General features: G+C 55.6%; 17 protein-coding genes and 5 tRNA genes. 12 read left to right on the top strand and 10 right to left on the bottom strand.

Annotated features, from left to right (window positions below; translation table 11 throughout):
- Window positions 1-2: 2 nt before the first annotated feature.
- From DR88_RS06080 to DR88_RS06090, 3 genes are all read right to left on the bottom strand, one after another.
- On the bottom strand, window positions 3-2216 hold the full coding sequence (locus DR88_RS06080) for an EAL domain-containing protein (protein WP_004149240.1): 2214 nt from the start codon (window positions 2214-2216) through the stop codon (window positions 3-5).
- A gap of 209 nt (window positions 2217-2425) precedes the next feature.
- A tRNA-Ala gene (locus DR88_RS06085) sits at window positions 2426-2501 on the bottom strand.
- A gap of 41 nt (window positions 2502-2542) precedes the next feature.
- A tRNA-Ala gene (locus tag DR88_RS06090) sits at window positions 2543-2618 on the bottom strand.
- A gap of 219 nt (window positions 2619-2837) precedes the next feature.
- Between DR88_RS06090 and DR88_RS06095 the strand changes: the two genes are divergently transcribed.
- Together DR88_RS06095 and DR88_RS06100 are read left to right on the top strand one after the other, a co-directional pair.
- The gene (locus DR88_RS06095) at window positions 2838-3191 is read left to right on the top strand and encodes a MerR family transcriptional regulator (protein WP_002913434.1); all 354 of its coding nucleotides are present in this window, start codon (window positions 2838-2840) and stop codon (window positions 3189-3191) included.
- Between the two features lie 3 nt (window positions 3192-3194).
- The gene (locus tag DR88_RS06100; RefSeq protein WP_002913435.1) at window positions 3195-3587 is read left to right on the top strand and encodes a MerR family transcriptional regulator; all 393 of its coding nucleotides are present in this window, start codon (window positions 3195-3197) and stop codon (window positions 3585-3587) included.
- A 51-nt stretch (window positions 3588-3638) separates the two neighbouring features.
- On the opposite strand, the gene gltX is transcribed toward DR88_RS06100, so the two are convergent.
- Entirely contained in the window at window positions 3639-5057 is a 1419-nt protein-coding gene (gene gltX / locus DR88_RS06105) for a glutamate--tRNA ligase (RefSeq protein ID WP_025861122.1), read from the bottom strand.
- Window positions 5058-5316: 259 nt separating this feature from the next.
- Here gltX and DR88_RS06110 point away from each other — a divergent pair.
- The 3 genes from DR88_RS06110 (at window position 5317) to DR88_RS06120 (ending at window position 5594) form a co-directional block, all read left to right on the top strand.
- A tRNA-Val gene (locus DR88_RS06110) sits at window positions 5317-5392 on the top strand.
- Window positions 5393-5438: 46 nt separating this feature from the next.
- A tRNA-Val gene (locus tag DR88_RS06115) sits at window positions 5439-5514 on the top strand.
- Window positions 5515-5518: 4 nt separating this feature from the next.
- A tRNA-Lys gene (locus tag DR88_RS06120) sits at window positions 5519-5594 on the top strand.
- A gap of 84 nt (window positions 5595-5678) precedes the next feature.
- On the opposite strand, the gene DR88_RS06125 is transcribed toward DR88_RS06120, so the two are convergent.
- Window positions 5679-6605 carry a LysR family transcriptional regulator gene (locus DR88_RS06125; protein WP_002913438.1) on the bottom strand — a complete coding sequence of 309 codons (927 nt, stop codon included), beginning with the start codon at window positions 6603-6605 and terminating at the stop codon, window positions 5679-5681.
- 88 nt (window positions 6606-6693) lie between these two features.
- On the opposite strand from DR88_RS06125, the gene DR88_RS06130 reads away from it, so the two are divergent.
- A complete protein-coding gene (locus DR88_RS06130; protein ID WP_002913439.1) occupies window positions 6694-7692 on the top strand; it encodes a bile acid:sodium symporter family protein in 999 nt (332 codons plus the stop codon).
- On the opposite strand, the gene DR88_RS06135 is transcribed toward DR88_RS06130, so the two are convergent.
- From DR88_RS06135 to zipA, 3 genes are all read right to left on the bottom strand, one after another.
- Window positions 7689-7907, bottom strand: a complete 219-nt coding sequence (locus DR88_RS06135) for a DUF3820 family protein (RefSeq protein ID WP_002913440.1) — start codon at window positions 7905-7907, stop codon at window positions 7689-7691. The two genes, DR88_RS06130 and DR88_RS06135, sit on opposite strands and share 4 nt — an antisense overlap.
- A 1-nt stretch (window position 7908) precedes the next feature.
- Window positions 7909-9924 (bottom strand): NAD-dependent DNA ligase LigA, encoded by a 2016-nt coding sequence (ligA, locus tag DR88_RS06140; RefSeq protein ID WP_004180820.1) that lies wholly within the window; start codon window positions 9922-9924, stop codon window positions 7909-7911.
- Window positions 9925-9993: 69 nt separating this feature from the next.
- Window positions 9994-11055 carry a cell division protein ZipA gene (gene zipA / locus DR88_RS06145; protein WP_004151995.1) on the bottom strand — a complete coding sequence of 354 codons (1062 nt, stop codon included), beginning with the start codon at window positions 11053-11055 and terminating at the stop codon, window positions 9994-9996.
- A gap of 230 nt (window positions 11056-11285) precedes the next feature.
- Between zipA and cysZ the strand changes: the two genes are divergently transcribed.
- From cysZ to crr, 5 genes are all read left to right on the top strand, one after another.
- On the top strand, window positions 11286-12047 hold the full coding sequence (gene cysZ, locus DR88_RS06150; protein WP_004174922.1) for a sulfate transporter CysZ: 762 nt from the start codon (window positions 11286-11288) through the stop codon (window positions 12045-12047).
- 177 nt (window positions 12048-12224) lie between these two features.
- On the top strand, window positions 12225-13196 hold the full coding sequence (gene cysK, locus DR88_RS06155; protein ID WP_002913498.1) for a cysteine synthase A: 972 nt from the start codon (window positions 12225-12227) through the stop codon (window positions 13194-13196).
- A gap of 380 nt (window positions 13197-13576) precedes the next feature.
- Window positions 13577-13834: a phosphocarrier protein Hpr gene (ptsH, locus tag DR88_RS06160; protein WP_002913505.1), complete on the top strand. Its 258-nt coding sequence runs from the start codon at window positions 13577-13579 to the stop codon at window positions 13832-13834.
- A 44-nt stretch (window positions 13835-13878) separates the two neighbouring features.
- Entirely contained in the window at window positions 13879-15606 is a 1728-nt protein-coding gene (gene ptsI, locus DR88_RS06165) for a phosphoenolpyruvate-protein phosphotransferase PtsI (RefSeq protein WP_002913506.1), read from the top strand.
- 42 nt (window positions 15607-15648) lie between these two features.
- The gene (gene crr, locus DR88_RS06170; RefSeq protein WP_000522253.1) at window positions 15649-16158 is read left to right on the top strand and encodes a PTS glucose transporter subunit IIA; all 510 of its coding nucleotides are present in this window, start codon (window positions 15649-15651) and stop codon (window positions 16156-16158) included.
- A gap of 40 nt (window positions 16159-16198) precedes the next feature.
- Here the strand turns inward: crr and DR88_RS06175 are convergent, their stop codons facing one another.
- Together DR88_RS06175 and pdxK are read right to left on the bottom strand one after the other, a co-directional pair.
- A complete protein-coding gene (locus DR88_RS06175; RefSeq protein ID WP_002913605.1) occupies window positions 16199-16438 on the bottom strand; it encodes a hypothetical protein in 240 nt (79 codons plus the stop codon).
- On the bottom strand, window positions 16435-17301 hold the full coding sequence (gene pdxK / locus DR88_RS06180; protein WP_004174917.1) for a pyridoxine/pyridoxal/pyridoxamine kinase: 867 nt from the start codon (window positions 17299-17301) through the stop codon (window positions 16435-16437). Before pdxK ends, DR88_RS06175 begins: the two co-directional genes overlap by 4 nt.
- Before the next feature lie 82 nt (window positions 17302-17383).
- On the opposite strand from pdxK, the gene ptsJ reads away from it, so the two are divergent.
- Complete coding sequence (gene ptsJ, locus DR88_RS06185; protein ID WP_004149250.1) at window positions 17384-18682, top strand: MocR-like B6 salvage transcription factor PtsJ; 1299 nt, start codon at window positions 17384-17386, stop codon at window positions 18680-18682.
- Window positions 18683-18787: the final 105 nt, after the last annotated feature.

Genomic DNA, 18787 nt, shown 5'->3' with positions numbered 1-18787 from the left:
CGTCAGTCATCTGAGCCGGGCAATGCCCGGCTTTTTTTTGCCCGACATTCACCCAGCGGCTGTGGTTTACCGATCAGATAACCCTGCAGATAATTCACGCCCAGCTCCAGCAAGCGCGCTTTTTGCGGTTCGCTTTCGACATATTCCGCCACCACGCTCATCTGTTTCGCCCGCGCCATCTCGACAATCGATTTCACCATGATGGCGTCCAGCGGGTCCGTGAGGATGTCGCGGACGAAGCAGCCGTCAATCTTAATGATATCGGCCTGTAAATGTTTCAGACGTTCATAGTTCGCATAGCCGGTGCCAAAGTCATCAATAGCGATGGCGCAACCAAACGCGCGCAACGCTTCAAGATTTTGCCGACTGGTGTCCGCATTAGAGAAGGCCTGCTCTTCGGTCACCTCAATAGTTATAAGTTCTGGCGAGACGCTATAGCGTTGAAACAGCGCGATAATCTGCCCTGCGCTGTTCTTTTGCATCAGAGTTGCAGGCAGCAGGTTGACCGAGAATCGCTGGCCGGGATGCTTATGGAGCATACTGAACAAGGTCTCCAGCACCAGCATGTCAAAACGTTGGCTGAGGTTAAACTGCACAATCAGCGGAATGAATCGGTCGGGCATAATGACGCTATCGCCACAGCGCATGCGCGTGAGGATCTCATGATAACCCTCCCCCTCCGGATTCTGAATCGGTTGCGCATAGAGCATCAGCGCGCGATCTTTGAGCACTTGCTTGACGCGCATAAGGAGGCGCACCTGCTCGGTAGTTTGATCCACCACCAGATCCTGCTCCTCGTCCAGCGCCAGCACCCGACGTTCACTGCCCGCCTGTTCGGAAAGCCAGCTTAGCTGGCCCAGCATCTGGTAAAGTCCCTCACCCTGACCGTCATCGCGGCCCCAGGCCGCGCCAAACTCCAAATCCAGCGGCTGATTGTGCCAGCTGAACTTTTTGTGGTTGAGGACCGCGACCATATGGTTCAAGCGGGACGACGGCTCCGGTCCATCAAGCACGAGGATCAGTTCGCTGCCCGGTACCTGAAAGACTTTATCCGCCGCTCCCAGCAGCGGTTGCAGCGCCCGAATAATCTGCCGTTTACAGTCCACCCCCATCATCAGACCATAATGCCGACTGAGAAAGTCGAGATTATCAATACGCAGGCTGCAGATAGCCTGCTGAGGACAGCTCTGTAAATGGCTCTCCAGCGCGCGCAGGTTAGGCAAGCCGGTCAGCGGATCCTCTTCCGCCTGGCTACGCCAGCGGCGTTTGTTGCGGTCGCTGCGGGCATAGATGTCGGCCATATAAAACAAACAGATAGTAAAGGAGATCAGAACCGACAGCACAAAGGAGAGTGAATACTCGCTTTGCACCCCCTGGAGAAAGTTTTTGTTATATACCACCAGCAAAAAGGCCGAGACAGACCATGAAATACGCAATAGCGCATGGCCTATTCGACTGATACCGATAAAGTAAACAATAAAAATAACCGGAACTAAATAACCGGCAATAAATTCAGACTGATACGGCGCACACAATAGCGTTAATATCACCGCCAACGCGATAAACCAATATAGGGTAAAGGAGCGATATTGCGGTGCCAGCCACGGTAAACATTCCTGCTGCCAGAAACGTCGGGCGTAGCGCGGACTGATAATCATCCGCATTGGATAATAAAGAAACGTCGTAAAAATTAATGCCGCACTGATTAAACTTTGGATATCTATTACAGTATAAATCAACGGCATACTACCAAAGTAACTGGTAATAGCTAATGGAAACGCAAAATATTGTCCGGCGAGATACATGGTGATTTTCAGGAGCACCGGCGCGAAGAAGCCGCCCCAGAAGATCCGCGCCCCCATATGTTTTGCCGTTGGACCGCAGCGCCAGCGCTTCCCCACCAACAGTCGCAGAATAGCGCAGGAGACAAACACGGCGAACAGTTGACAAAAAAGTAAGATAAACGCCTGCGGCAGCGTTAATTTAATGAGAAAACTATTGGTGATGGCAAACGCGAGAATTAATGGCGCAATTGCATAGCGGCCAAAGATAAAAATAACAGAAAACATCACGCTGATTGGCAGCCAGGCAATATAAATAAGATTGCCGTCAATTATCGTTTGCGGTGAAATAAAACGAGCCAGCGGAATAGCGACTAAACAAATGATAAAGGCCAATAGAGTTTTTTTGATATTAATGTTAATTTTATCAAGCATTATTGTTAATTAAAACTCCAGAAACCTCATCACGTTTAATGGGGGAAATGTTATGTTGCTTATTTAGGGCAGGCAAGGCGAATTATCAGGAAAAAGTCTGAAATTACTTTCGATTTTAATTGCTGGAGATTAACTGACGTAACCAGAAAGTGCTTTACATGAAACCCGCTAAAAACAAAAACCCCCGCCGAAGCGAGGGTTCTGAATTTTGGTGGAGCTAAGCGGGATCGAACCGCTGACCTCTTGCATGCCATGCAAGCGCTCTCCCAGCTGAGCTATAGCCCCACAGGACTTCTTTACGAACCAAATCCGCTGGGTGCAGAATTTGGTGGAGCTAAGCGGGATCGAACCGCTGACCTCTTGCATGCCATGCAAGCGCTCTCCCAGCTGAGCTATAGCCCCGTAACGTAAAGCGTGTCGTGTTGACGGGCGGCATAATATGAATTCCTCGCTCAGGTGTCAACGGCAAAATTATCCTTCCCGATTCAATCGCTGAAAAAGCAGGCAACTTGCTGACATTGCGAGCCTTATCGCAGTCAGAAGTTAAACAGGTCACCTTTTCACGTAAAAGGATGCTATAACATGGGCAGCTAATTCCCATACATTTACTCAGGAAATAGTATGCTCAAGGAACGAATGACACCTGAAGAAATTGCCCATCTAACCGGCTACAGTCGGCAAACTATCAATAAGTGGGTGCGGAAAGAAGGCTGGCAAACCTCTCCGCGACCTGGCGTCCAGGGCGGCAAAGCGCGCCTGGTCCATGTCAATGAGCAAGTCAGGGAGTTTATCCGCAGCGCCCAGCGGGTGGCGGAGACGCCCGGCATCTATTCTCCCCATGATAGCGATCTGGAATCGCTGCTGCTGACCCTCAGTAAAGAACTCACCCCCAGCGAGCAGAAGCAGCTTATGTCTTTGTTGCTGCGCGAGGGGATCACCGGGTTACTGCTTCGGTTAGGGATCCGCGATCGGTAAACCATGATGAAACTGAAAGATAAAATGACGCCCGCAGAGCTTGCCGACTGCCTGGGGCTGGCCAGACAAACGATCAATCGCTGGGTTCGCGAGAAACAATGGCGCACCGAAGCAATACCCGGCGTTAAAGGGGGGCGAGCGCGACTGGTGGTTATCGACCAACCGGTACGCGAGTTTCTGACCAACATCCCTGCCAGACGCCATCTGCTTACCGACAATCATCTCGCGGAATCGCCAGGTGCATACCTGGTCAATGAGGCAGACGCGATCTGGCGGCAAATCACGGAAACCCTACAGCTGATGACTCCGGCAGAACAGCTGCAGCTCCGCGATCTGCTGGCCCGGGAAGGGATTAGTGGTTTTCTTGCCCGCCTCGGCATCGCCAGTCCGGAATAACAGACAAAAAAAACGGCAGGGTAACCTGCCGTTGTTTCAGCTGCGACGCCGTCAGGACGCCTGGCCTTCGCGTTCAGCGATAAAAGCCAGCGCTTTATTGATACGATCTACGCTACGGGATTTACCGATAGCATGGACAGTAACGTCTAGCGCAGGAGATTGCCCTACCCCGGTAACCGCCACGCGCAGCGGCATACCGACTTTACCCATCCCCACCTCCAGCTCATCAGCAGTTGCCTGAATCGCGTGATGGACGTTTTCCGCCGTCCAGTCGCTAATCGCCGCCAGCTTATCGCGAACCACTTCCAGCGGCTGACGCGCCACTGGACGCAGATGTTTTTTCGCGGCGTCGGCATCGAATTCAGCGAACTCTTCATAGAAGTAGCGGCAGCTCTGGGCCATCTCTTTCAGCGTCTTGCAACGCTCGCCCAGCAGTTTCACCAGCTCAGCCAGCTGCGGGCCGTTGCGAGTGTCGATATTTTCCTGCTCGATATGCCACTGCAGATGCGTTGCCACATACTCCGCCGGCAGGGTATTGATATAGTGATGGTTTAACCACAGCAGTTTATCGGTGTTAAAGGCACTGGCGGATTTGCTCACCGCGCCCAGCGAGAAGAACTCAATCATCTCTTCGCGAGTGAAAATCTCCTGATCGCCATGAGACCAGCCCAGGCGCACCAGATAGTTGAGTAGCGCTTCCGGCAGGTAGCCGTCGTCGCGATACTGCATCACGCTCACTGCGCCGTGGCGCTTGGAAAGTTTTTTACCGTCATCGCCGTTGATCATCGACACGTGCGCATAAACAGGCACCGGCGCATTCAGCGCTTTGAGGATGTTGATCTGGCGCGGCGTGTTGTTGATATGATCTTCGCCGCGGATCACGTGAGTGATCGCCATATCCCAGTCATCTACCACCACGCAGAAGTTATAGGTCGGGGAACCATCGGTACGGCGAATGATCAGATCGTCCAGTTCCTGGTTGCTGAACTCGATAGGTCCGCGGATCTGATCGTCAAAAATAACCGAACCTTCCTGCGGGTTGGCGAAACGCACGACGCACGGCTCATCGTCAGCATGGTGCTCGTGGCTATGGCGGCAGCGGCCATCGTAACGCGGCTTCTCACCCTTCGCCATCTGCTCTTCGCGCAGCGCTTCCAGACGTTCTTTCGAGCAATAGCATTTGTAAGCGGTACCGGCTTCCAGCATCTCATCGATTACGTTGTTATAACGATCGAAACGTTTGGTCTGGAAATAGGGGCCTTCGTCCCATTGCAGATTCAGCCAGTTCATGCCATCCATGATGGCTTCAATTGCTTCCGGGGTGGAGCGTTCGAGATCGGTGTCTTCAATACGCAGCACAAACTCACCGCCGTGGTTACGGGCAAAAAGCCAGGAATAGAGAGCAGTACGCGCACCGCCAACGTGCAGATAGCCGGTTGGGCTTGGCGCGAAGCGAGTTTTGATTTTCATGAATTGGCCTTACGTTTAATAAAGATGCCGATAGCCGGCAATGTCCGGTGGAAATTATGGGTCAATATTCTAACACCGTGGGCTGATTCCTCAATGTTGTTCCCATCGGAACGTCACGGTTTGCCATTTTTGTTTATAAATCATGCTATGGCGCCGGTTTCGCGATCGCTTTGTTTAATTTTACGACGAACGAACGAATTCTTTAGAAAAGGCGTTGACTCATTTTCAACTCTCCCTATAATGCGACTCCACACAGCGGGGGTGATTAGCTCAGCTGGGAGAGCACCTCCCTTACAAGGAGGGGGTCGGCGGTTCGATCCCGTCATCACCCACCACTTTCTCGCCAGCTGGATTTTCTGTCAAAATGTGAAGTACCGAAGTGGGTGATTAGCTCAGCTGGGAGAGCACCTCCCTTACAAGGAGGGGGTCGGCGGTTTGATCCCGTCATCACCCACCACTTCGGGTCGTTAGCTCAGTTGGTAGAGCAGTTGACTTTTAATCAATTGGTCGCAGGTTCGAATCCTGCACGACCCACCAATGTAAAAAGGCGCCCTAAAGGCGCCTTTTTGCTATGCGCGGAACATGGCCCTGCCACGAGTCCCTCCGCAGCAATCCCCTCTGTCAGCGCTGATATAGCGGATCTTCAACCCTGGCGGCGGTTAAATTCTCCCCTTCTTCACGCACAATTTCCCATAACGCCTGAGCGGCGGTCGACAGCGAGCGATTTTTCCTGCATGCCAGCATCAGCTGCCGCTCCATCACCGGAGTCAGCCGTTTCACCGTCAGATGGCTCCCCTGCGGTAACGGTAGCGCCAGCGCCGGCAGAACGCTGATGCCAATTCCCGATTCTACCATCGGAAACAGCGTTGCCGGGTGGCCAATCTCCTGGACGATGTTCGCCCGGATAGCCAGCCTGCTGAGGGCCGCATCGATCAGCGGGCGGCTGCCGGACGCATAATCCTGCAGGATTAGCCTTTCATCCTGCAGCGCCTGCCACGGCACTTCTGTCAGGCTGGCAAAAGGATGATCCTCCCGGCAGAGCAGCAAAAATGGTTCCGCCAGAACCACTTCACACTGAAGGTCTGCCGCCGGGCCCGGATCAATCACGATGCCAAAATCCACTTCCCCCTGGCGGATACTTTCCAGCACCCACTGCTGGGGCCGATCGTGCAGCACAAAATCGATATCGGGATAACGACGATTGCTGTGAGCAATACACTGCGGAATAAGGTGGGCGGAAATCGTCTGACTGGCGGCGACCTTGACGGTGCCGCTCAGCTGCTGGCCTACCCGCCCGGCGTCACGCAGGGTAATCGTCAACTCATCAAGCAAACGTTCCAGCCTGCCCGCCAGCTGCTGACCCGCCTCGGTGAGCACCACTTCGCGAGTAGTACGGTCGAGCAGACGGACGCCGGTCTGATGCTCCAGCTCCTTGACGCTATGGCTGACGGCCGACTGACTTAAGCCAATCATCTCCCCTGCCCGGCTGAAGCTTCTGGCCCGGGCGACGGTGACAAATACTTTTAACTGACGCAGAGAGTAATTCATCTTTTTTATTCATGAATAGATGCAATAAATCAATTTTATTTCTCAAATGAAAAAAAGCACAATAGCGCATCTCTTTTCAGGAGCGTTTATGAAACTTTTCCGTATTCTCGATCCGTTTACGGCCACGCTAATCACCGTTGTCCTGCTGGCCTCATTCTTCCCGGCCCGTGGCGCTTTCGTCCCCTTCTTTGAACATCTGACCACCGCCGCCATCGCGCTACTGTTCTTTATGCATGGCGCTAAACTCTCCCGGGAGGCGATTATCGCCGGCGGCAGCCACTGGCGTTTGCATCTCTGGGTGATGTGCAGCACCTTTATTCTCTTCCCGCTACTCGGGGTTCTGTTTGCCTGGTGGGCGCCGGTGAATGTCGATCCGATGCTCTACAGCGGCTTTATCTATCTGTGCATTCTGCCGGCCACCGTGCAATCCGCTATCGCCTTTACTTCGCTGGCCGGGGGCAACGTCGCGGCTGCGGTTTGCTCAGCCTCGGCCTCCAGCCTGCTGGGGATCTTTGTTTCCCCGTTACTGGTGGGGGTCCTGATGAACCTTCACGGCGCAGGCGGCAGTCTGGAGCAGGTCGGTAAAATTATGCTGCAGCTGCTGCTGCCTTTCGTGCTCGGTCACTTATCGCGGCCGTGGATTGGCGACTGGGTGGCGAAGCATAAGAAGTGGATTGGTAAGACCGACCAGACCTCGATTCTGCTGGTGGTTTACTCCGCCTTTAGCGAGGCGGTGGTGAATGGCATCTGGCATAAAGTCGGTCTGGGATCGCTGCTGTTTATCGTGGTGGTCAGCCTGGTGCTGCTGGCCATCGTCATCGCGGTCAACGTCTTTGTCGCCCGCCGCTGCGGCTTTAACAAAGCCGATGAGATTACCATCGTCTTCTGCGGTTCGAAAAAGAGCCTGGCCAACGGCATTCCGATGGCCAATATTCTCTTCCCGACCTCCATCCTCGGCATCATGGTGCTGCCGTTGATGATCTTCCACCAAATCCAGCTGATGGTCTGCGCGGTGCTGGCGCGGCGCTACAAGCAGCAAACCGATGCGCGTCTCGCTGAGGAAAAGGCCAACGCGGCCAAAGCCTAACGCGCTTTCTTCAGGGGCTGGACCAGATCGCTCAGCCCCTCAGTTTTAATCAGCAGGGTCAACGCCATCAGTTCGCCAAGATGCCCGGCAGGGAATTGATCCTTACGCGCGAACCACAATAAATACTCTTCCGGGACATCGATTAAGCGACGTCCCTTGTATTTACCGAACGGCATTTCGGTATTGGCTATCTCGACCAGCTGCGCTTTATCCACGTTATTCTCCCAGCAGACGCATCATTTCGGCTTCGTCAATCACCTCGATGCCCAGCTCCTGCGCTTTCGCCAGCTTAGACCCCGCCGCTTCGCCGGCAATCACCAGGTCGGTTTTCTTCGACACGCTGCCTGCCACCTTCGCCCCCAGCGCCACCAGACGCGCTTTGGCGTCATCGCGCGACAGCTGGCTGAGGCTGCCGGTAAGGACCACGGTTTTGCCTGCAAACGGGCTATCAATCTCTTCCGCCTTCACCACCACCGGCGCAGGCCAGCGAACCCCCTCCGCCAGCAGTTGCGCAATGACATCGCGGTTGCTCTCTTCGGCAAAGAAGTTGAAGGTATGGGTAGCGACGACGATGCCGACATCAGGAACTTTCTGTAGCTCCTCAATGGAAGCCTGCTCCAGGGCTTCGAGAGTGCCGAAATGCGCCGCCAGGCCCGCCGCCGTCGCTTCTCCTACCTCGCGAATACCTAAGGCGTAGAGGAAGCGTGCGAAGGTCGTCTCTTTGGCTTTCTCGAGGGCGTTGACTACGTTTTGCGCGGACTTCGGCCCCATCCGATCCAGCCCGGTCAGTTTCCCCGCCGTCAGCCGGAACAGATCCGCCGGGGTATGGACGTACTCTTTCTCCACCAGCTGGTCGATGATCTTGTCGCCCATGCCGTCAACGTCGAGCGCGCGACGGGAGACGAAGTGCTTGAGCGACTCTTTGCGCTGCGCGCCGCAGATCAGGCCGCCCGTACAGCGGGCTACCGCCTCGCCTTCCACCCGTTCAACGTCTGACTGACATACAGGACAGTGGGTCGGGAAGACGACATCCCGGGCATCCGCCGGACGCTCGGAAAGCACCACGTTAACCACCTGCGGGATCACATCGCCTGCCCGGCGAATCACCACCTTGTCGCCGATTTTCAAGCCTAAGCGTTCAATTTCATCGGCATTATGCAGGGTGGCATTGCTCACCAACACGCCGGCAACATGGACCGGCTCCAGACGCGCCACCGGCGTAATCGCCCCGGTGCGGCCCACCTGGAACTCCACGTCCCGGACAAAGGTCATCTGCTCCTGTGCCGGGAACTTAAAGGCCACGGCCCAGCGCGGCGCGCGGGCGACGAAACCCAGCTGTTCCTGCAGCGCCAGCGAATCGACTTTGATCACCACGCCATCAATGTCAAAGCCCAGGTGGGGACGCTCTTCCTCGACTTTACGATAGTAAGTAAGCACTTCCTCGGGGGTATGGCACAGGGTGACGCGATCGCTCACCGGCAGCCCCCATGCTTTGAACTGCAGCAACCGAGCCGAGTGGCTGGCCGGCAGCTCGCCGCCCTCCAGCACGCCCACGCCGTAGCAGAAGAAAGTAAGCGGTCGCTTCGCAGTGATGCGCGGATCGAGCTGGCGCAGCGAACCCGCTGCCGCATTACGCGGGTTAGCAAACACTTTCCCGCCGGTGCGGCGAGCTTCCTCATTGATTTTTTCAAACCCGGCCTGCGGGAGGAACACTTCCCCACGTACCTCAAGGCGTGCAGGAATATTCTCGCCATGCAGCTTGAGGGGGATGGCGCGAATAGTTCGCACGTTAGAGGTAATATCTTCGCCGGTGGTGCCGTCGCCGCGGGTTGCCGCCTGCACCAACACGCCGTTTTCATAGAGAATGCTCACCGCGAGGCCGTCGAGCTTAAGCTCGCAGCAGTAGGTAAGATGATCTGTGCTTTTCAGGCGATCCTGTACCCGCTTGTTGAAGGCGAGAAAGCTCTCTTCGTCAAACACGTTATCCAGCGACAGCATCGGCACTTCATGGCGGATCTGGCTAAAGGCGGTGAGTGGCGCCGCCCCCACCCTCTGTGTTGGCGAATCCGGGGTAATCAGCTCCGGGTGCTGGCTCTCCAGCTCGCGCAGCTTGCGCATCAGGCGGTCATATTCCGCATCCGGCACTTCCGGCGCGTCCATAACGTGGTACAGATATTCATGATGGCGAAGCGTGGTTCGCAGTTCAGTCAGTTGTTGTTCGATTGGTTCCATATCACACCATCAATGATAAAAAACCCCCGACAGGCGGGGGTTGAGAAGGAATTGAGTTAACGCGGAACGTCAGGCGTTCGCGTCTTTCACTTCGCGAATACGATCCTGGTATTCACGCAGTTTTTGCGGCGTCATCATGCGACGCTGATCGTCAAGCACCACGCCGCCCACTTCGTCAGCGATATACTGCGCAGACTGCAGCATCAGCTTGAAGTTCTGCAATTCATCGCCGTAGGAAGGGACCTGCATAAAGATAGTCACCCCAGGGGTCATCATATCCGCCATGCTGTCCGGATTGAAGGTTCCCGGTTTCACCATGTTGGCCAGACTGAACAACACCGGACCGCTGCCGTCCGGACTTAGGTGGCGGTGGAAAATATTCATTTCACCAAACTTAAAGCCGGCCTGCTGGATACTGTTGATCAGCACTTCACCGTTAAGCTGGGCGCCATGATGCGCGGCGACGTTCATCACAATGACCGTCTCTTTGCGCTCTTTCGGCTGCGGCGCGGCGGGCTGCTGCGGCTCTACCGGCTGCGGTTCCGCGACGGCGGGCTGCGACGCGGCAACAGGCTGTGGCGCAGGCTGCTGCGGGGCGGCTGGCTGCGGCTGAGCGACGGTCGGCGTCACCGGTTGCGGCGCGACAGGCTGCTGCACAACAGGCTGCGGCTGGTGTTGCGGTTGTACGGGCGGCTGCGCAGGTTGCGGCTGTTGCCAGCCAGGCTGCGGAGCCGCATGCGGCGCAGGCTGTTGCTGCGGTGGAACCGGGGCCTGGCGCGGCGGCTGCGGCGGCTGGCGAACCGGTTCTTCAGGACGCGCAGGCTGCTGCATCTGGCGCTCGTAAGGCGGCTGGTACTGGTGCTGCGGCGACTGACGAGGGGCTTCATGCTCCCCATGCGCGCCGTGCGGGGCGTGAGTCACCGGATGAACGCGGACTTCTCCTACGCCTTCAACATTATCATCAAAGTCGTCGTTTTCCGACTCATCGTCGCGCGACTTCATACGTTTCAGTGGGCGATCGCGAAACATCGAAGAACGTTCTTTACGGCTGGTCCAGAAACCATGTACCAGTAAAGCGATTATGGCGATCGCGCCAACAATGATTAATATCAGACGCAAATCCTGCATCATTATATTCTCTGTTGTTCTAACACCTTGCCACCACGGCAAACATTTACTCACTAAGAGTATTTGCCGATTACCTCAAGTGCAAGTGCGTCGGTCGCTTTCACCACATAAAGATGAACTAAATCGTGCTTTTTGCTGTTTTTTCGAACATTTCCTAACTGGTTATTGTCTGACGACCCGATAAAATAAGCGAGCATTCACACCGGATGTTAAAAAAGGAGCAATGCCTGGCTATGGTTTCATCATCCGCACCGACCCCGCGCAGCGGCGTTTATTATTTTTCGCAGGGCTGGAAACTCATCGGGCTGCCGGGCATACGGCGTTATGTCTTCCTGCCTTTACTGGTTAACGTGCTGCTGATGGGCGCTGCCTTCTGGTGGCTGTTTACCCGTCTCGGCAGCTGGATCCCCTCGCTGATGAGCCATGTGCCGGACTGGCTGCAGTGGCTAAACTACCTGCTGTGGCCGGTGGTAGTGCTCTCAATCCTGCTGGTGTTTGGCTACTTCTTTTCGACGATCGCCAACTGGATAGCCGCGCCGTTCAGCGGCCTGCTGGCGGAACAGCTGGAAGCGCGCCTGACCGGCGCTACCCCGCCGGACGTCGGCGTCTTTGGCATCATGAAAGATATTCCGCGGATTATGAAGCGTGAGTGGCAGAAGCTGGCCTGGTATCTGCCGCGCGCCATCGTGCTGTTGCTGCTCTACTTTATTCCCGGCGTTGGCCAGACGGTAGCCCCGGTACTCTGGTTCCTGTTCAGCGCATGGATGCTGGCGATTCAATACTGTGATTATCCCTTTGATAATCACAAGGTTCCCTTCAAAACCATGCGCGAAGCGCTGCGCAGTCGCAAAGTGATGAATATGCAGTTTGGGGCGCTCACCAGCCTGTTCACAATGATCCCGGTGTTAAACCTGGTGATCCTCCCGGTGGCTATCTGCGGCGCCACCGCCATGTGGGTCGATTGCTATCGCGATAGACACGCCAGCTGGAAATAGCGGTAACACCTTCACTTGGGGGCGGCAAAGGCCGCTCCCTTATATCGCGCTTATTCCTTCTTGCTTATCATTATTTCCCTTCCGCATATAGATATGCTAAATCCTTACTTCCGCATATTTCTTTAAGCGGGTATGCTGATGCCGTACCCCCAAATTTCATACAGTTAAGGACGGGCCATGAGTAAGATTTTTGAAGACAACTCCCTGACTATCGGTCATACGCCGCTGGTACGACTGAACCGCATCGGTAATGGCCGTATCCTGGCAAAGGTAGAATCTCGTAACCCGAGCTTTAGCGTAAAATGCCGTATCGGCGCCAATATGATCTGGGATGCTGAAAAGCGCGGCGTTCTGAAACCTGGCGTGGAACTGGTCGAGCCGACCAGCGGCAACACCGGTATCGCCCTCGCCTACGTGGCGGCGGCCCGCGGCTACAAACTGACGCTAACCATGCCGGAAACCATGAGCATCGAGCGTCGTAAGCTGCTGAAAGCCCTGGGCGCCAACCTGGTGCTGACCGAAGGCGCCAAAGGCATGAAAGGCGCTATCCAGAAAGCGGAAGAGATTGTCGCCAGCAACCCGGAACAATTCCTGCTGCTGCAGCAGTTCAGCAACCCGGCTAACCCGGAAATCCACGAGAAGACTACCGGCCCGGAAATCTGGGAAGATACCGATGGTCAGGTGGATGTGTTTATCTCCGGCGTAGGTACCGGCGGAACGCTGACCGGCGTCAGCCGCTATATCAAAAACACCAAAGGTAAAAAAGATCTGATCACCGTCGCCGTTGAACCGACCGATTCCCCGGTGATCGCCCAGGCGCTGGCGGGGGAAGAGCTCAAGCCGGGTCCGCACAAAATTCAGGGTATCGGCGCCGGCTTCATTCCTGGCAACCTGGATCTGAAGCTGGTCGACAAAGTGATCGGCATTACCAACGAGGAAGCTATCTCCACGGCGCGCCGCCTGATGGAAGAAGAAGGCATCCTGGCGGGTATCTCTTCCGGGGCCGCCGTTGCCGCCGCGCTGAAGCTGCAGGAAGATGAGGCCTTTACCAATAAGAATATTGTGGTTATCCTGCCTTCCTCAGGTGAGCGTTATTTAAGCACCGCGCTGTTCGCCGATCTCTTCACTGAGAAAGAGCTGCAACAGTAGTGCCAGCTTGTAAATAATGTGTAAAAAAGCACCTTTTCGGGTGCTTTTTTGTGGCACACGTCAAAGTTTTACCCCTCCTGGCATTGATTCACCTCGTAGGGTCTGGTATTTAACCAGCACATTTATTTTGATGCGCGAAATTATTCAGAAGAGGATTTCCGCCAGCTGAATCGATTTTATGATTTGGTTCAAGTCTTCCTTTCGCGGCATAATGTTTAATGACGTGCTAGACGTCAATGGCCCGCAGGTCTTCGCAGCGCCAGGCGCTGCCGACGCCAAGGCCGGAAACGTAACGCCGGCGCTAACAATACAGGCTAAAGTCGAGTCGTTAGACTAGACTTTAGGTCCACAACACTAAACCTATAAGTTGGGGAAATATAATGTTCCAGCAAGAAGTTACCATTACCGCTCCGAACGGTCTGCACACCCGCCCTGCTGCTCAGTTTGTTAAAGAAGCTAAAGGCTTCACTTCTGAGATCACTGTAACCTCCAACGGCAAAAGCGCCAGCGCCAAAAGCCTGTTCAAACTGCAGACTCTGGGCCTGACCCAGGGCACCGTAGTGACCCTCTCCGCTGAAGGCGAAGATGAGCAGAAAGCTGTTGAGCATCTGGTTAAACTGATGGCTGAACTCGAGTAAGTTCACGGGTTCTTTTTCATATCAGTCACAAGTAAGGTAGGGTTATGATTTCAGGCATTTTAGCATCCCCGGGTATCGCCTTCGGCAAAGCATTGCTGCTGAAGGAAGATGAAATTGTCATCGACCGGAAGAAAATTTCTGCCGATAAGGTTGATCAGGAAGTCGAACGTTTCCTGAGCGGCCGCGCCAAGGCCTCCGCCCAGCTGGAGGTCATCAAAACCAAAGCTGGTGAAACTTTCGGTGAAGAAAAAGAAGCCATCTTCGAAGGGCATATTATGCTGCTGGAAGATGAGGAGCTTGAGCAGGAAATCATAGCCCTGATTAAAGATAAGCACATGACTGCCGACGCGGCAGCCAATGAAGTTATCGACGGTCAGGCCACTGCCCTGGAAGAGCTGGATGATGAATACCTGAAAGAACGTGCGGCTGACGTACGTGATATCGGTAAGCGCCTGCTGCGCAACATCCTTGGTCTGGCAATCATCGATCTGAGTGCGATTCAGGATGAAGTCATCCTCGTCGCCGCCGATCTGACCCCGTCTGAAACCGCACAGCTGAACCTGAAAAAAGTGCTGGGTTTCATCACCGATGCGGGCGGTCGTACCTCCCACACCTCTATCATGGCGCGTTCCCTGGAATTGCCGGCCATCGTGGGCACCGGCAGCATCACGGCGCAGGTGAAAAATGGCGACTATCTGATTCTCGACGCGGTGAACAACCAGGTTCTGATCAACCCGTCTAACGAGCAAATTGAAGCGCTGCGTAGTCTGCAGGCTCAGGTTGCGGAAGAAAAAGCCGAACTGGCGAAACTGAAAGATCTGCCGGCGATTACCCTCGACGGCCATCAGGTTGAAGTCTGCGCCAACATTGGTACCGTTCGCGATGTCGAAGGTGCTGAGCGCAACGGCGCCGAAGGCGTAGGTCTGTATCGTACCGAATTCCTGTTCATGGACCGTGACGCGCTGCCAACTGAAGAAGAACAGTTTGCGGCTTATAAAGCGGTGGCTGAGGCCTGTGGTTCTCAGGCCGTTATCGTCCGTACCATGGATATCGGCGGCGACAAAGAGCTGCCGTACATGAACTTCCCGAAAGAAGAGAACCCGTTCCTCGGCTGGCGTGCCGTGCGTATTGCGATGGATCGTAAAGAGATCCTGCGCGACCAGGTTCGCGCCATCCTGCGTGCCTCCGCTTTCGGTAAGCTGCGCATTATGTTCCCGATGATCATCTCTGTTGAAGAAGTGCGTGCGCTGAAGAAAGAGATCGAAATCTACAAACAGGAACTGCGTGACGAAGGTAAAGCATTTGACGAATCCATTGAGATCGGCGTGATGGTGGAAACACCGGCTGCGGCGACTATTGCTCGTCATCTGGCCAAAGAAGTTGATTTCTTTAGTATCGGCACCAATGATTTAACGCAATATACTCTGGCAGTTGACCGTGGTAATGATATGATTTCACATCTTTACCAGCCGATGTCACCGTCTGTACTGAATCTGATTAAGCAAGTTATTGATGCTTCTCACGCTGAAGGTAAATGGACTGGCATGTGCGGTGAGCTTGCGGGCGATGAACGTGCTACACTTCTGTTGCTGGGTATGGGGCTGGACGAATTCTCTATGAGCGCCATTTCCATCCCGCGCATCAAGAAGATTATTCGTAATACGAACTTCGAAGATGCGAAAGTATTAGCAGAGCAGGCTCTTGCTCAACCGACAACGGACGAGTTAATGACGCTGGTTAACAAGTTCATTGAAGAAAAAACAATCTGCTAATCCACGAGATGCGCGGCCCAAATTACTGCTTAGGAGAAGATCATGGGTTTGTTTGATAAATTGAAATCTCTGGTTTCTGATGACAAGAAAGACACCGGAACTATTGAGATTGTTGCTCCCCTCTCCGGTGAGATCGTCAACATTGAAGACGTGCCGGATGTGGTTTTTGCGGAAAAAATTGTGGGCGATGGGATTGCCATCAAACCGACTGGCAACAAAATGGTCGCGCCGGTAGACGGTACCATTGGTAAAATTTTCGAAACCAACCACGCGTTCTCTATTGAATCTGATAGCGGCATCGAGCTGTTCGTTCACTTCGGTATTGATACCGTTGAACTGAAAGGCGAAGGCTTCAAGCGTATCGCTGAAGAAGGTCAGCGCGTGAAAGTCGGCGATCCGGTTATCGAATTTGATCTGCCGCTGCTGGAAGAGAAAGCCAAGTCGACTCTGACGCCGGTGGTTATCTCCAACATGGACGAGATCAAAGAGCTGATCAAACTGTCCGGTAGCGTGACCGTGGGTGAAACCCCGGTAATCCGCATCAAGAAGTAATGCTTGCTGCATAAAAATGGCGCCGAAAGGCGCCATTTTTTTATACCGCGCAGGTTACCGGTCGATAGCACTTCTCGCGGGACAAGACGCGCAATCCCTCCGGGGTGCTCTCCAGAATTCGCCGCTCGCTGTCAGCGACCAGCAGTTCGCACTGATATCCACCGGCCAGGCCGAACAGCGACCGCGCCACGCAGGCATCCTCCAGCGCCGCCTCACCTGTCGTATCAAAATGACCAACAATGCGTCCCTGCTGGCGGATCACTAACCGATAGCTTTTCATCTGCTTTGCTCCAGCGGCGGTAGGATCAATTCGTCACACCCCTGGGCGGCAGTCCAGTTCATCACCTCCAGCACGCGCTGGGCAGCAGCCTGCGTCGCTGCCCCCAGCGCCAGTCCGGAAAGCAACCCGCTCACCAGCTCCGCGCAGAACAGATCGCCGGTTCCTTTTAAGTCTGTCTCCACCCGCGGGTGAACCACCACTTCCACTGCATCGGCCGTCACCACCAGCACATTGATCGTTGAATCGGCCTCTCCCGGCGCGCTGGTGATCACCACCCATTTGAGGGTGTCCGACAGCAGGCTTCGCGCCGCGGCGACCGCCTCCTGCCGATCGCGACAGCGCTGGCCGCTCAGCGTCTCCAGTTCGAACAGATTGGGGGTGATCCCTTGCGCCAGCGGCAGCAGGTGCTGACGATAGGCGTCCGGGATCTCAGCCTTGACATAGATGCCGCTGTCGACATCGCCGATGACCGGATCCACCAGAATGCACAACCCGGGATGGCGGGCCCGTACGCGCGTCAGCCACTGCGCCAGGCGTTCGATTTGCACAGCGCTGCCCATATAGCCGGTGGTGACCGCACGCAGTTCGCGCAGCGCGTCGCGCTCCTCCAGCGCCTGCAGATACCCGACAAACCACTCTTCCGGAATAATGCCGCCATAGAACGTCTCATAATGGGGCGTATTGCTGAACAGCACCGTCGGCACCGCCAGCACGCGCAGACCATGCTGTTTAATCGCCGGAACCGCGATGCTGTTGCCGACGCTGCCATAGACTACCTGCGACTGCACGGCGACGATATCCACTTCCGACGCCCGGCTTTTGTCGTGAAAGAGCACTGATTGTATATCATCCTGCTGGCCCATCTTTTCTCCCCCCGCTGGACAGCGGGTCACGCACTGATTATGATTCGTCCTATGCTAAATTCCATTTTGTCATAGGTCAATAATGTTAGCCGGAAAAACCGCCAGCGAAATCTTCGATAACATCCGCCATCTGGTGCAGAGCGGCGGGTTGCAGCCCGGAGAGGTTCTGCCGCCGGTACGTGAACTCGCCAGCCAGCTTGCAGTGAATCGCAACACTGTCGCCGCCGCCTATAAACGGCTGGTGACCTCCGGGCTGGCCGTCAGTCAGGGACGCAACGGTACAGCCATTAAAGCGCGGGACACACTGCCGGCGCTGGAGGGAGGTGACCCAACGACCCCGCTGAACGATATCTCCAGCGGCAATCCGGATCCGGCCAGACTGCCTGATTTACCCCGCTATCTGGGCCAGATAGCCCGCACGCCCCGCCTGTATGGCGATGCGCCCATCGAGCCGCGGCTTGGCCAATGGGCCGAGGCGTGGTTTGCCAGAGAGATAGCCGTTCCCTTTGCGGTGAATCTCGCCAGCGGGGCGATAGACGCCCTGGAGCGCCTGCTGTGCGCTCTGCTGCTCCCCGGCGACGGCGTTGTGGTGGAAGATCCCTGTTTTCTCAGCAGCATCAATATGGTGCGTTACGCCGGTTTTACCCCCTGCCCGGTGGCGGTGGATGCCGAAGGGATGGATCCTGACGACCTGGAGGAGGCGTTACGCAACGGAGCACGGGCGATGATCTTAACCCCGCGCGCGCATAATCCTACCGGCTGTAGCCTGACGGAAACCCGGGCGCATGCTCTGCGGGAGGTGCTAGCCCGCTATCCGCAGGTACTGGCGATTGTTGATGACCATTTTGCCCTGCTGTCGGCCACGCCATGGCACTCCCCTCTTCCTGCAAGCACCCAACGCTGGGCGCTGGTGCGCTCGATGTCAAAAACCCTCGGACCAGACCTACGGCTGGCCTTTATCGCCAGCGATGCCGCTACTTCAGCGGCGCTGCGCCTGCGGCTTAACGCCGGCAGCCAGTGGGTCAGCCATCTGCTGCAGGACCTGACGCTGGCCTGCCTGACCGACGAGGCGTTTATCGCCTCGATGACGGAGACCCGTCGTCACTATCGCCAGCAGAATGAGAAACTGGCGGCGGCGCTGGCCCGGCACGGCTTCAGCCATGCTACGCCAGGGGATGGCCTCAATTTCTGGCTGCCGCTGCCAGCGGCGAGCCAGCCCTACGCCTTACGCCTGGCCCGCGCCGGCTGGCTGGTCCGGGAGGGAGAGGTGTTTGGCATCCGTACGCCCTCCCACGGGCTACGCCTGTCGCTGGGCCGTCTGAGTGACGCTGAGATTTCCCGCCTGGCGGCCGATATTGCGCAGGCCTTAGACGCCCCCTGACGCAGGCAGTCCACCGAACGTATCGGGGAGTGATGGCAGCTGCCGACAAATTAATGAAAAATAAACGACAACAGGCTAGTCTTTCCTGCATGCCCTGATCGCCGA

Source organism: Klebsiella pneumoniae (assembly GCF_000742135.1).
In the GTDB taxonomy this organism is placed as follows: Bacteria; Pseudomonadota; Gammaproteobacteria; order Enterobacterales; family Enterobacteriaceae; genus Klebsiella; species Klebsiella pneumoniae.
This window is presented reverse-complemented; position numbering and strand designations above follow the sequence as displayed.